This is a genomic window from Sphingomonas aerolata (assembly GCF_023935825.1).
Taxonomy (GTDB): domain Bacteria; phylum Pseudomonadota; class Alphaproteobacteria; order Sphingomonadales; family Sphingomonadaceae; genus Sphingomonas; species Sphingomonas aerolata.
The window spans coordinates 1,327,803-1,340,111 of the sequence record NZ_CP098762.1; the positions used below are offsets into that span (position 1 = coordinate 1,327,803).

Annotated in this window: 15 protein-coding genes and 2 tRNA genes; 11 read left to right on the plus strand and 6 right to left on the minus strand. The window is 66.2% G+C overall.

Annotated elements, in window-relative coordinates:
- Positions 1 to 15: 15 nt before the first annotated feature.
- Entirely contained in the window at positions 16 to 1,245 is a 1,230-nt protein-coding gene (locus NEF64_RS06195; RefSeq protein WP_252574716.1) for a serine hydrolase domain-containing protein, read from the minus strand.
- Between the two features lie 187 nt (positions 1,246 to 1,432).
- Between NEF64_RS06195 and NEF64_RS06200 the strand changes: the two genes are divergently transcribed.
- The 4 genes from NEF64_RS06200 to NEF64_RS06215 all read left to right on the plus strand — a co-directional run bounded on the left by NEF64_RS06200 (position 1,433) and on the right by NEF64_RS06215 (position 4,832).
- Entirely contained in the window at positions 1,433 to 3,142 is a 1,710-nt protein-coding gene (locus NEF64_RS06200; protein ID WP_056406200.1) for a class I adenylate-forming enzyme family protein, read from the plus strand.
- A 243-nt stretch (positions 3,143 to 3,385) separates the two neighbouring features.
- Positions 3,386 to 4,534, plus strand: coding sequence for an AI-2E family transporter (locus tag NEF64_RS06205; RefSeq protein WP_081874318.1), 1,149 nt, complete (start codon positions 3,386 to 3,388; stop codon positions 4,532 to 4,534).
- A gap of 55 nt (positions 4,535 to 4,589) precedes the next feature.
- Positions 4,590 to 4,666: transfer RNA gene (locus tag NEF64_RS06210), tRNA-Asp, on the plus strand.
- 89 nt (positions 4,667 to 4,755) lie between these two features.
- Positions 4,756 to 4,832: transfer RNA gene (locus tag NEF64_RS06215), tRNA-Asp, on the plus strand.
- Positions 4,833 to 4,893: 61 nt separating this feature from the next.
- Here NEF64_RS06215 and NEF64_RS06220 read toward each other — a convergent pair.
- The 4 genes from NEF64_RS06220 to NEF64_RS06235 form a co-directional block, all read right to left on the minus strand.
- Positions 4,894 to 5,094 carry a DUF2842 domain-containing protein gene (locus tag NEF64_RS06220; protein WP_031396564.1) on the minus strand — a complete coding sequence of 67 codons (201 nt, stop codon included), beginning with the start codon at positions 5,092 to 5,094 and terminating at the stop codon, positions 4,894 to 4,896.
- Positions 5,091 to 5,624, minus strand: a complete 534-nt coding sequence (locus NEF64_RS06225) for a 5-formyltetrahydrofolate cyclo-ligase (RefSeq protein WP_056406201.1) — start codon at positions 5,622 to 5,624, stop codon at positions 5,091 to 5,093. Before NEF64_RS06225 ends, NEF64_RS06220 begins: the two co-directional genes overlap by 4 nt.
- A gap of 216 nt (positions 5,625 to 5,840) precedes the next feature.
- Complete coding sequence (locus NEF64_RS06230) at positions 5,841 to 6,149, minus strand: cell division protein ZapA (RefSeq protein ID WP_031440961.1); 309 nt, start codon at positions 6,147 to 6,149, stop codon at positions 5,841 to 5,843.
- Positions 6,149 to 6,373: a hypothetical protein gene (locus NEF64_RS06235; RefSeq protein ID WP_031396567.1), complete on the minus strand. Its 225-nt coding sequence runs from the start codon at positions 6,371 to 6,373 to the stop codon at positions 6,149 to 6,151. Before NEF64_RS06235 ends, NEF64_RS06230 begins: the two co-directional genes overlap by 1 nt.
- 144 nt (positions 6,374 to 6,517) lie before the next feature.
- Between NEF64_RS06235 and gap the strand changes: the two genes are divergently transcribed.
- The 3 genes from gap to NEF64_RS06250 all read left to right on the plus strand — a co-directional run bounded on the left by gap (position 6,518) and on the right by NEF64_RS06250 (position 9,304).
- Entirely contained in the window at positions 6,518 to 7,528 is a 1,011-nt protein-coding gene (gap, locus tag NEF64_RS06240) for a type I glyceraldehyde-3-phosphate dehydrogenase (RefSeq protein ID WP_056406202.1), read from the plus strand.
- A gap of 178 nt (positions 7,529 to 7,706) precedes the next feature.
- Entirely contained in the window at positions 7,707 to 8,117 is a 411-nt protein-coding gene (locus NEF64_RS06245; protein WP_052148901.1) for an MOSC domain-containing protein, read from the plus strand.
- Positions 8,114 to 9,304: a phosphoglycerate kinase gene (locus tag NEF64_RS06250; protein WP_056406203.1), complete on the plus strand. Its 1,191-nt coding sequence runs from the start codon at positions 8,114 to 8,116 to the stop codon at positions 9,302 to 9,304. Before NEF64_RS06245 ends, NEF64_RS06250 begins: the two co-directional genes overlap by 4 nt.
- On the opposite strand, the gene NEF64_RS06255 is transcribed toward NEF64_RS06250, so the two are convergent.
- Positions 9,301 to 9,810, minus strand: a complete 510-nt coding sequence (locus NEF64_RS06255; protein WP_056406204.1) for a TlpA family protein disulfide reductase — start codon at positions 9,808 to 9,810, stop codon at positions 9,301 to 9,303. The genes NEF64_RS06250 and NEF64_RS06255 overlap by 4 nt on opposite strands.
- Before the next feature lie 154 nt (positions 9,811 to 9,964).
- Here NEF64_RS06255 and relB point away from each other — a divergent pair, with 154 nt between their 5' ends.
- From relB to thiE, 4 genes are all read left to right on the plus strand, one after another.
- Complete coding sequence (gene relB, locus NEF64_RS06260) at positions 9,965 to 10,195, plus strand: type II toxin-antitoxin system RelB family antitoxin (protein ID WP_056406205.1); 231 nt, start codon at positions 9,965 to 9,967, stop codon at positions 10,193 to 10,195.
- Positions 10,196 to 10,209: 14 nt separating this feature from the next.
- Positions 10,210 to 10,521 (plus strand): type II toxin-antitoxin system PemK/MazF family toxin, encoded by a 312-nt coding sequence (locus tag NEF64_RS06265; protein ID WP_037527513.1) that lies wholly within the window; start codon positions 10,210 to 10,212, stop codon positions 10,519 to 10,521.
- 13 nt (positions 10,522 to 10,534) lie between these two features.
- The gene (locus tag NEF64_RS06270; protein WP_056406206.1) at positions 10,535 to 11,455 is read left to right on the plus strand and encodes a class I fructose-bisphosphate aldolase; all 921 of its coding nucleotides are present in this window, start codon (positions 10,535 to 10,537) and stop codon (positions 11,453 to 11,455) included.
- A gap of 75 nt (positions 11,456 to 11,530) precedes the next feature.
- Entirely contained in the window at positions 11,531 to 12,217 is a 687-nt protein-coding gene (gene thiE, locus NEF64_RS06275) for a thiamine phosphate synthase (RefSeq protein WP_056406207.1), read from the plus strand.
- Positions 12,218 to 12,309: the final 92 nt, after the last annotated feature.

The following is a 12,309-nucleotide window of genomic DNA, read 5'->3' on the forward strand; positions in this document are numbered from 1 at the left end:
ACGGCCGCTGACGGGTCAGGTCATGGCGGCGTAGATCATCGTCTTGAGCTCGCGGCGGATGGGGTAGAGGCTGCTGGGCGAGACCTGGGTCATGAAGACCATCGACAGGCGTTCGACCGGATCGATGAAGAAGGCGGTCGAGAACATCCCGCCCCAGTAATATTCGCCCTTCGACCCCGGCATCATCGACCGCACCGGGTCGATCGTCACCGCAAAGCCCAGTCCGAAACCGGTGCCGGCATTCGTCGCCTCGCTGAACATAGACCGGGACATCGTCGTCAGATCGGCGCCGCCGGGCAGATGGTTCTGGGTCATGAGTTCGAGCGTCTTGCGGCCGAGGATCCGCGCACCGTCGAGTTCGCCGCCGTTGAGGCACATCTGGCAAAAGCGCTGATAGTCGAGCGCGGTCGAGACGAGCCCGCCCCCGCCCGACAACAGCGTCGGCGGACGGCTCCACGCGCTCTTCTCGCCGCGATCGAGCATCGTTCGCCCCTTGCCCGGTGCGACCGTGTAGCAATCGGTCAGGCGATCCGTCTTGTCGGCAGGAACCTGGAATCCCGTGTCGTCCATCTTCAGCGGCACGAAGATGCGCGTCGTGAAGAAGGTGTCGAGCGTGACGCCCGAGACGCGCTCGACGACGGCACCCAGCACGTCGGTTGCCACCGAATAATTCCACGCGGTCCCCGGCGAGAATTCGAGCGGCAGCGCGCCCAGCGCGGCGACGAACCCGTCGAGATCGAGATTGCCGTGCCAGTTCTCGATCTTGCCTTCGCGATAGGCGGCGTCGACGTTCGACCGGTTCTGGAAGCCGTAGGTCAGACCCGAGGTGTGGCGGAGCAGGTCGATCATCCGCATCGGCTCGGCGGTCGGTTTCACCGCAAAGGGGACCCCCGCACCGCCGCCATTATAGACGCCGATCCCCTTGAACGCGGGCAGGACGTGATGGACCGGCGCGTCGAGCGCGACGAGGCCCTGTTCGACCAGCATCATGAACGCGACCGAGGTGATCGGTTTGGTCATCGACGCGATCCGGAACAGCGAGGTCTCGTCGATCGGCGCGCCGCCCTCGCGGGCGAGGCCCTGATGCGAGAAATGCACGGTTTCGCCGTCGCGCGCGATCAGCAGCTGCGCATTGGGGAGCTTGCCGGTGACGATATAGCGGTCTTTCAACAGCCTATCGATCGCGGCGAGCCGTGCCGGATCGAAGCCATGCCGTTCAGCCGCCCCAGCGAACGCGGCGGTCATCGCCAGCTTCCCCGCATGCACCATACCCCCGGTTCGAACATGGGCACTCCTATTGCCTTGAGTGGCGTGCAAATCAACTCTAAACGTGCATCCGGTTGGCGGATAAGCCAAACCCGAAATTCATATTTGGAGTAGGCTGGCCTTGGCTCATGAACCAATCATCGCCCTGGACCCCAACTGGCCGGTCATGTCGATGGCGGAAACCGAACGGCGGCTGACTGCGCCCGGCGGCAAGTTCGAGATGGAGACCGTGACGATCGGCGGGGTCGCGACGCGCGTGTGGAAGAATGCGCCGCCGTCGCTGCGCTACCTGATCGAGGCCGCGCGCGGACATGGCGAGCGCGTCTTCACCATCTATGAAGACGAGCGCGTGACCTATGAGGCGACGTGGCGCGCGGTGACGACGCTGGCGTCGCATCTGCATTCCCTGGGCATTGGACCGGGCGACCGCGTCGCGCTGGCGATGCGCAATCTGCCGGAATGGCCGGTCGCGTTCTTCGCAGCGACGGCGATCGGGGCGGTGATGGTGCCATTGAACGCGTGGTGGACGGGTGCTGAGATGGCTTATGGTCTCGCCGATTCGGGTGCCCGGGTCCTGATCACCGACGATGAACGCCATCACCGGCTCGAGGATATCTATGCGACGATCCCGTCGCTAGAGCAGGTGCTGGTCAGCCGCGCGGTCGCGCCGCTGACTGGCATCGCAGCGCCGCTGGAGGACGTGATAGGGGCGTCGTCGCATTGGGCGACGCTGCCCGACCAGCCGCTACCCGACGCGGTGATCGCGCCCGACGACGATGCGACGATCTTCTATACGAGCGGCACGACCGGTGCCCCCAAGGGGGCGCTGGGGACGCATCGCAACATGATGTCGAACATCCTGACCGGTGGCTATTCGGGCGCGCGTTCGGCCCTGCGGCGCGGCGAGATGCCGCCCGAGCCGACCCCGCGCGTGACGCTGACGGTCATCCCGCTCTTCCACGTCACCGCCTGCTCGGCGGGCATGATGGGCGTGATCGCGACGGGGAGCACGATGATCTTCATGCGCAAGTGGGACACCGTCCGCGCGATGGAGATCATCGAACGCGAAAAAGTGAACGTGACCGGCGGCGTGCCGACGATCGCGTGGCAGCTGATCGAGCATCCCGACCGCGGCAACTATGATCTCTCGTCGCTCGAATCGATCGCCTATGGTGGCGCGCCCTCGGCACCCGAGCTGGTCAGGCGCATCCATAGCGAGCTCGGTGCGCTGCCCGGCAATGGCTGGGGCATGACCGAGACGATGGCGACGGTCACGCATCACGGCGCGGAGGATTATCTCAACCGGCCGAGCAGCGCGGGCCCCCCCGCGCCGGTCGTCGACCTGAAGATCGTCGCGGAGGACGGCGTCACCGAGCTTCCGGTCGGCGAGGTCGGCGAGCTCTGGGCGCGCGGGCCGATGATCGTGAAGGGCTATTGGAACAAGCCGGAGGCGACCGCGACGACGTTCATCGACGGCTGGGTGCGGACGGGGGATCTCGCGCGCCTCGACGAGGAGGGGTTCTGCTACATCGTCGACCGCGCCAAGGACATGATCATTCGGGGTGGCGAAAACATCTATTCGTCGGAGGTTGAGAATGTCCTCTATGCGCATCCCGCGGTCACCGACTGCGCGCTGATCGGGCTGCCTCACCGCACGCTGGGCGAGGAGCCGGTTGCCGTCGTCCACCTCGCTCCCGGTGCGCAGGCGAGCGAGGCGGAACTGCAGGCCTGGGTGCGCGAACGGCTCGCGGCGTTCAAGACGCCCGTCGCCATCCGCTTCGTGCCCGAGACCTTGCCCCGCAACGCGAACGGCAAGATCCTGAAAAAGGACCTGCAATCGCTTTTTGCGGATCGGATTCCCGCCACGGCATCATAGTTTAGGGCGATTCGTTCTGCATCGCGCAGGCGGAGCGTCAACACCGCTTGAATGCCGCCCCGATTGTGACAAGGGGAAGGGCAAGCGAGGGGTAACGGCATGGCGAACGACGATTATACGGCCCAGGCGGGTACGGCGGACGTCCATGAGGGAGGGCCGCCGCCCGCCGGGGGTGGGGCGACCACGCCGGCCAGCGCGGACGGTGTGTTCGAGCCGGCCCTCGGCGTCGGTGTCGAGGATGCGATGCGGATCGCGCAGCGGCGCGATCGCCTGCTCGCCGCGCTGACGCTGACCGCCGGGATCGGGCTGGTCATCGCCTTGCCGTTCGCGTTGAAGGCAGGGGCAGAGTTCTTCCTGCCGCTGACGACCGCGCTGGTGATCGCCGTCGCGCTGATTCCCGTGCTCGAATGGCTCGAACGGCGCGGCGTGCCGTCGCCGATCGCGGCGCTCGCGTGCATCCTGGTGTTCCTGGTTGCCGCCAATGTCGCGATCGCTGCGATCCTCGTGCCGGCAACCGACTTCTTCCGGCTGCTGCCGACCCGGCTCGACCGGATCCAGAGCAACCTTGCGCCGTTGCTTGATCTGTATTCCAGCCTCGAGAAATACGTGAACAAGACGCTGCGGCAGGTCGCGTCGACGCCGATCAAGCAGCCCGCGACGGCGGGCGTCGCGGCACCGAGTTCGATCCTGGAATTCGCCGCGACATCCGCGCCGGCGGTCATCGTCCAGCTGCTGTTCGGGATCCTGATCGTGTTCTTCTTCCTGTCCGGCTGGACGGGCATGCGGCGGCAGACGATCACGGGCCGCACGAGCTTCGACGGGGCGATGGCGACCGCCCGCGTGATTCAGGACGTGGTCGACGACGTCTCGGCCTATCTCGGCACGATCACGGTCATCAACGTCCTGCTCGGGATTGTGACCGGCACCGCCTTGTGGGCGATCGGCATGCCCTATCCGGCGATGTGGGGCGGGATCGTCGCCCTGCTGAACTACATCCCCTATTTCGGACCCGTGATCGGCGCGTTCCTGCTCGGGCTGGGCGGATTGATGACGTTCTCCGACATCTGGATGGCGCTGCTTCCCCCGGCTTTGATGTACGGCCTGCACCTCGTTGAGGCGAATGCGATCACGCCGTTCATCGTCGGCCACCGGCTGACGATCAGCCCGCTGCTGATCCTGATCTCTCTGAGCTTCTGGGGCTGGGTCTGGGGCACGCTCGGCGCGTTGCTGGCGGTGCCGTTGCTGATCATCATCCAGACCGTGCTGGGCGCGGCGGGGAAGCCCGATATCGCAGGGTTCCTGTTCGAGCACGGCACGCTCGTCCAGCAGAAAAGCGGGCGGAATCGCCGTCGGGGGGACGCGTCCGACGACCAACGTGAAACAGGCGGCTGAATGGGGGTTGACGCTATCCCAACCCTCGCCTAGTTGCCGCCTCCACGCTGTTTTAGCGGGTGTAGCTCAGTTGGTTAGAGCGCCGGCCTGTCACGCCGGAGGTCGCGGGTTCGAGTCCCGTCACTCGCGCCATCGTTCGTCGATGGTGTGAGATAGTGTCTACGACGGTGACGACTGCCAGACCCGTTTGCGGGTGCTGTGCAGAGTTCGTCATTGGGAATGCGGGTGTAGCTCAGTTGGTTAGAGCGCCGGCCTGTCACGCCGGAGGTCGCGGGTTCGAGTCCCGTCACTCGCGCCACCCTAAGGGGTGGCCGAGCCCCCCTTTAAAATTTTAGCCGCCGTCCGGACAGCGACCGGGATCAGCGCCCCGTTTCCATCCAGCGCAGCACGGGTTTCAGCGGCGCTATCCAGATCAGCCCTGTGACGAGATAGAATGCCAGCTGGCCCAGCCAGTGCCAGCTGCCGACGATCGTCGACAGGCTGACGATTGCGACGCACCACAGCGTGATCAGCAAGAGGATGCCGAGCATCCCGGCGGGTTTGCGCCAGCTAGGTGTCATGGCGTGATCCAGTCCTTGTCTGTGGCAATGGCGTGAAGCGGCACGTCCCAGGCGTCGGGCGTCAGCGCGTCGACCTCCTGGATCGCCAGCGCGATGCCGATTCGCCATGCGTCGGGATGCGCGAGAAATGCGCGGTCGTAATAGCCTGCGCCCTGGCCGATGCGATTGCCGTGGCGATCGAACCCCACCAGCGGGGTCAGGATGATGTCGGGGGCGAGCGCGGCGGCATCGGCCGGGGGCTGGTGAAGCCCGAAGGGGCCTGCGATCAGCGCCGCCTCCGTCTCCCAGGCGAGAAACCGCATCGGCTGGTCGCGGCGCACGACGTGGGGAAGCGCGATGACGCACCCTGCCTCGACAGCGGCGCGTGCGAAGGGGGAGGGATCCGCCTCACCAGCCATCGGAACATAGGAGGCGACGGTCAGGCCGGGCGAGAGCCGTGCCAGGAACGCGTCCGGGACGCGGATCTCGACCGGCGCGGCGGCCGCACGGGCGGCCCGCAATGCGGTGCGGAGCGCGGCCTTGTCGCTCACGGGTGCGGATCGATCATGCGGGTATCGTCCGATGACGGGAATGGTGATGTGGCGGGCCCACCATGGCCGTGTGCCGGGTTATCCACTGACGCACGGTACGTCAGGTGGGGACCATATGCTTCGGACCAGGGTCCTAACAGGGACAGCCCCCTATGGATGATGAATAGCCTCAGGGATAATAAAGGCTCGTACCGGGCAGAACCCGCCAACGCCAATCTAGGCGCTCGGCGGGCTTTGCTCAAGGGCCTGTGCAAGTCCTTCGAGACGATCGGCGATGCGCGTCAGCGCGATCTCGCTGACCGCCGATCCTTCGGGCGGCCGATGCGCGGCTTCGTCCAGATCGTCGGCGAGCATCAGTGCCACGAACAGCATTGCGCGTTCGGCGCTGAGCCCCCCGGCGGCGCGGTCCGCGACCGGCCAGCGTTCGGCGAGCATCGCGCCGAGCAGACGCACGCGCGATTCCTCGCCGTCGCGACACGCGACCGCATGCGGGCGGCCACCGATATCGAGCATGACCTGTGCCATCAGTTGGGGCTCCCTCGGGTGATGACGTCGTCGAGCGCGGCGACCGCCTCCGCCATGCGCGCCTTGAGCGCGGCATGCCGCCTGGCGAGCGCGTCGCCGCTTTCGGCGCGTGCGTGGATCGCGGCTTCGATCCGGCCGATAGCGGCGTCGATCCTGTCGACCGCGGTTGGACCGTCGGGAGGCCTGTCGACGGCCGTCGGCGCGTCGGGAAGAGTATCTGGCATAGATTGCGAGATAGCATGGCCGGGGGGCGCGGCAAGCGGCTTTCGCCCGTGCCGCACACCGTCCATGGTGTTGACAGGGCGCCCCACCGCCCCGCAAAGGCAGCGCGCCCGGAACGGACTCACGGGCGTAGCGGAGATACAGCAATGACGGTCAAGGTTGCGATCAACGGTTTCGGGCGGATCGGCCGGCTCGTTGCCCGCGCGGTTCTCGAGCAGTCGAACGGCGCACTCGAACTCGTCGCGATCAACGATCTCGGCGACGCCAAGTCGAACGCCTGGCTGTTCAAGCGCGACAGCGTTCACGGCAAATATCCGGGCGACGTGTCGGCCGAGGGCAATGAACTCGTCGTCGACGGCAAGCGCATCCGCGTCACTGCCGAGCGCGACCCCGCCAACCTGCCGCACGCCGAACTGGGCGTCGACATCGTGCTCGAATGCACCGGCTTCTTCACCGACAAGGCAAGCTGCCAGAAGCATCTCGACGCCGGCGCCAAGAAGGTGCTGATCTCGGCACCGGGCAAGAATGTCGACCTGACGGTCGTCTATGGCGTCAATCACGACAAGCTGACGGCCGATCACACGATCGTGTCGAACGCGTCGTGCACGACCAACTGCCTGGCCCCCGTCGCCAAGGTGCTGAACGACGCGATCGGCATCGAGCGTGGGCTGATGACGACGATCCATGCCTATACCAACGACCAGAAGATCCTCGACCAGATCCACCCGGACCTGCGTCGCGCACGCGCTGCGGCGATGTCGATGATCCCGACCACGACGGGCGCGGCGCGCGCCGTCGCCGAAGTGCTGCCCGAACTTAAGGGCAAGCTCGACGGCTCGGCGATCCGCGTCCCCGTGCCCGACGTCTCGCTGATCGACCTGACCTTCACGCCGTCGCGCGACACGACGCGCGAAGAAGTGAACGCGGTCCTCAAGGCGGCATCCGAGAGCGGTCCGCTGGTCGGCGTGCTCGACTGGTCGGACGAGCCGCTCGTCTCGATCGATCTCCAGCATACCCCGGCCTCGTCGACGATCGACAGCCTGGAGACCGCGGTGATCGACGGCAAGCTGGTCCGTGTCGTCAGCTGGTACGACAATGAATGGGGCTTCTCGAACCGCATGGTCGATACGGCCACCGCGATGGCGAAGTTCATCTGAGGTTGCGATCTATGTACCCCCTCTTCCGTTCGCTTCGCGCGCAGTCGAGAAGTCGCCGTCCGTGAAAGATGGTGTCTCGACCACGCTCGACACGAACGGGCAGGGGGCGGTGGCCTCGACCTTGACGAGCGCAGGCACGATCGCCGGCATCGCGCGTCACGCTCGCGCGAAAGCCCCGATGGAGGTCATCGACCATGTCGAGATCACCATCGAGGCCGGCTTGCACGGTGACTTTCGCGGCTATGTAAAGCCCGGTGGCCGGGGACGGCGCCAGGTCACGTTGCTCGAACGCGGCGACTGGGACGCCGCGATGGCCGAGGTCGGCTGCGATATTCCCTGGTACGAACGCCGCGCGAACCTTCTCGTCGACGGCTTCGACCTTCCCCAGATACCCGGCACGCGGCTCCGCATCGGCGCGGACGTGGTGCTGGAGGTGACGCGCCACACCGATCCGTGCGAACGGATGGAAGCCCTGGCGCCAGGATTGTTCGCCGCGCTCACGTCCGACTGGCGGGGCGGGGCGTGTACCCGCGTTTTGATGGGCGGCAGAATCGCCGTCGGTGACGAGATCAGGATCGAAGAACCATGAGCAAGCCATTCAAGACGCTCGACGACATGGGCGATGTGCGGGGCAAGCGCGTGCTTGTCCGCGAAGACCTCAACGTGCCGATGGCCGAAGGCGCCGTCACCGACGACACGCGCTTGAGGGCGACCGTCGCGACGGTCGGCGAACTGGCGGACAAGGGCGCGATCGTCCTGATCCTCGCCCATTTCGGCCGCCCCAAGGGCAATCCGAGCCCGGAATTCTCGCTCTCGCAGGTCGTCCGGCCGTATAGCGACGTGCTGGGTCGCGAGGTTCGCTATGTCGACTGGGAGGGCGCGGACGACGCGGTCGCGATGCTCGAACCCGGCGATATCGCGGTGCTGGAGAACACGCGCTTCTTCGGCGGCGAAGAGACGAATGACCCGGCGGTGGTCGCGCGTTTCGCCAGCCTGGGCGATCTCTACGTCAACGACGCCTTCTCCGCCGCGCACCGCGCGCACGCGTCGACCGAGGGGCTGGCACACGTCCTGCCGGCCTTTGCCGGTCGTGCGATGGAGGCCGAGCTCGACGCGCTTCAGAAGGCGCTCGGCGCACCGGAGCATCCCGTCGCGGCAGTCGTTGGCGGCGCGAAGGTTTCGTCGAAGCTCGCCGTGCTGCGCCACCTGGTCACGCGCGTCGATCACCTGATCATCGGCGGCGGCATGGCCAACACCTTCCTCGCGGCGCGCGGCGTCGATGTTGGCAAGAGCCTGTGCGAGCATGAACTCGCTGCGACCTGTGAACAGATCATGGAGGCTGCCGACAAGGCGAACTGCACCGTCCATCTGCCCTATGACGTCGTCGTTGCGAAGGAGTTCAAGCCGAACCCCGCCACGCGTACGATCAACGTGCACGAGGTCGCAGCGGACGAGATGATCCTCGACGTCGGCCCGGCTGCGGTCGAATCGCTTGGCGACGTCCTGAAGAATTGCCGGACCCTGGTCTGGAACGGTCCGCTCGGCGCGTTCGAGACGCCGCCGTTCGACACCGCGACGGTCGCGCTCGCCAAGACGGCGGCGGCGCTCACCGAGGGTGGTTCGCTGGTCTCGGTCGCAGGCGGTGGCGATACGGTCGCGGCGCTCAACCATGCCGGCGTCGCGGATGCGTTTACCTTCGTGTCGACCGCGGGCGGTGCGTTCCTGGAATGGATGGAGGGCAAAGACCTGCCCGGCGTCGCCGCGCTGACCCGTTAAGGCGTCGGCGCCGGCTCGTTGAGCAGGGGCACGAGCAGCCTGTTCAGGTCGGCCAGGTCGAACGCGCCGGGTTTCGCATAGCGGACGACCCCGGCGCGATCGATGATGTAGTTGGTCGGCAGCGCGCCCATGACGCCGAACGCCCCCTTGATCCGCCGCGCCGATGGTATCGCCAGCGCCGCGAAGACTGGTTTCAGTTTGTACGCCGGAAGCGAGTCTTCGGTTGCGACCGCGAAGACGCGCAGGCCATTGTCCTTGCGCAGCCGGTAATAGGTATCGAGCAGCGGCAATTCTGCCTTGCACGGCCCGCACCATGTCGCCCAGAAATTGAGGATGACGACCTGTCCGTGCAGGTCGGTGCTGCTGATCCTGCTGCCGTCGATCAGCGTCATCTCGAATTTCGGCGCCCGGTCGCCGACCTTGATCGTCGCTGACGCGTGAGACGGCGTCATCGCGATCGCCAGCGCCAGAGCGCTCGCGATCACGCCCTTTATCGAAACCGTCATTGCGCGCTCTCCCCCCGGAGGTTTTCCCGACGCCATCCTCGGCGTCCGGGGATGGTGCGTCAATCCGTCCCTGGCGCGCGTTCGAGTGCGGTCGGGCAGGGGTTGATCAAGCGCCGCCCCTTGCCTATGTTTAACATGTTAAACGGAGACTCGGATGCTCGGCGTCAGGCTCGATAGCGACCTCGAAGAACGACTCGCGGCGGTCGCCCGCACGCAAGGGCGCAGCAAGAGCGATATCGCACGTGAAGCCGTACGCCGCTACGTCGAACGCCACGATGAGGCCTTTCTCGCGGAGGCAAAGCGGCAATCGCTTGTCGCTGCCGCACATGATCGACACGCGAAGGACGAAGACTGGGATGTCATGTTCGCGGAGTCCCTGACGTGAAAATTACACGGGGCATGGTCGTGATCGGGGCTGGCAAAGGGGAGTCTTCCCGGAAGCCACGACCGTTCCTCGTCGTTCAGTCAGACCTGTTCGCTGATCATGGCACGGTCTCGCTGTGCCCACTCACCAGCGTCATCACCGGCACCAGCCTCTTTCGCGTGTCGCTCGAGGCGTCGCCCGAGACGGGTCTTCTCTGCGACAGCGAGATTCAGGTCGACAGGCTCGACACGCTCGACCGCAACGCCATCGTCAAGATTATCGGTACGATACCCATCACCACCATGACCCGGGTCGACGACGCGCTGCGCCGCTGGCTCGAACTCTAAGACAGGAATGACCATGACCTCGACCATCACACCGCACGTCAAATCCATCCTCGACAAGTATGAGGCCACGAGTTCGGCGGTAAAGGCGAACCTTGCGCGCATCCTGATGCAGGGCAAGCTCAGCGGTACCGGCAAGCTGGTGATCCTGCCCGTCGACCAGGGTTTCGAGCACGGCCCGGCGCGCAGCTTCTCGGTCAATCCGGCGGCCTATGACCCGCATTACCATTATCAGCTCGCGATCGACGCCGGGCTCAGCGCCTATGCAGCGCCGCTCGGCATGCTCGAGGCGGGCGCGGACACGTTCGCCGGACAGATCCCGACGATCCTGAAGTGCAACAGCTCGAATAGCTGGGCGACGTCGATCGACCAGGCGGTGACCGCGACCGTGGCGGACGCGGTGCGGCTCGGCTCGGCGGCGATCGGCTTCACCATCTATCCGGGCGCGGACCAGTTCTTCGACCTGGTCGAGGAAATCCGCGAGCTGAGCGAAGAGGCCAAGTCGGTCGGCATCGCAACCGTGATCTGGTCCTATCCGCGCGGCGGCGAGCTGACCAAGGATGGCGAACTCGCGCTCGACGTCGGCGCCTATGCCGCGCACATGGCGGCGCTGCTCGGTGCGCACATCATCAAGACCAAGCTGCCGACCGATCATATCGAGCAGAAGGAAGCCAAGCCGCTTTATGCCGGCACCGACTGGTCCAAGCAGGCCGATCGCGTCAAACACGTCGTCCAGTCGAGCTTTGCCGGGCGTCGCATCAACGTGTTCTCGGGCGGCGCGTCCAAGGGTGCCGATGCGGTCTTCCAGGATGCACGCGACATTCGTGACGGCGGTGGCAACGGCTCGATCATCGGCCGCAACACCTTCCAGCGTCCGCGCGACGAGGCGCTGGCGATGCTCGACCGGATCATCCGGATCTACAAGAACGAGGAATAAGCGCGGCTTCGCCCGTCCGTTATCCCGGCTCTGCGCCGGGGTGACGGGCGCGGCGCGACCCGCTAGGGGCGGGGAATGACCGAAGAAGATCCGCTGGGCCCGCTCGACCCGACATTCGCCGAGAATTTCCGCCGCGACATGCGGCGGCCGCCATGTCAGCTCTATCTCGTCTCGCCGCTCGACGTCGGCGGCGACTTTCCCGAGCGGCTTGCGCGCGCGCTCGACGCCGGGCCGGTGGCCGCGTTCCAGTTCCGCGTGAAGGACATCGACCAGCATGCCGCCGCCGCGCTCGGCGCGCCGCTGCGCGCGATCTGCGCCGAGCGCGACGTCGCGTTCATCGTCAACGACGATATCGGGCTGGCGAAGCGGCTCGACGCGGACGGCGTGCATCTCGGGCAGAGCGATGGCGATCCGCGCGAGGCGCGCGCGCAGCTCGGCCCCAATGCGCAGATCGGCGTGACCTGTCACGGCAGCCGGCATCTGGCGATGGAAGCGGGCGAGGCCGGCGCCGACTATGTCGCGTTCGGGGCCTTTCATCCGACCACGACCAAGACGGTCGAGCATCTGGCCGAGCCCGTGCTTCTGTCCTGGTGGTCGACGCTGTTCGAAATGCCGTGTGTAGCGATCGGCGGGATCACGCCGGAGAATGCCGCGGCGCTGGCGGCGGCGGGGGCCGATTTCGTCGCGGTGTCGGGCGCCGTCTGGAATGGTGACGAGGTCGCTGCGGTCAAGGCATTTGGCGAAGTGCTCGCCAAGCGCTGAGCCGGATGCGGGACTGGTATTACACGGACTGCACTTCCAGCCTGTGACGGTGCTTGCGCCAAGCCGTTGGAAACAACAGACGTCCCGACCGT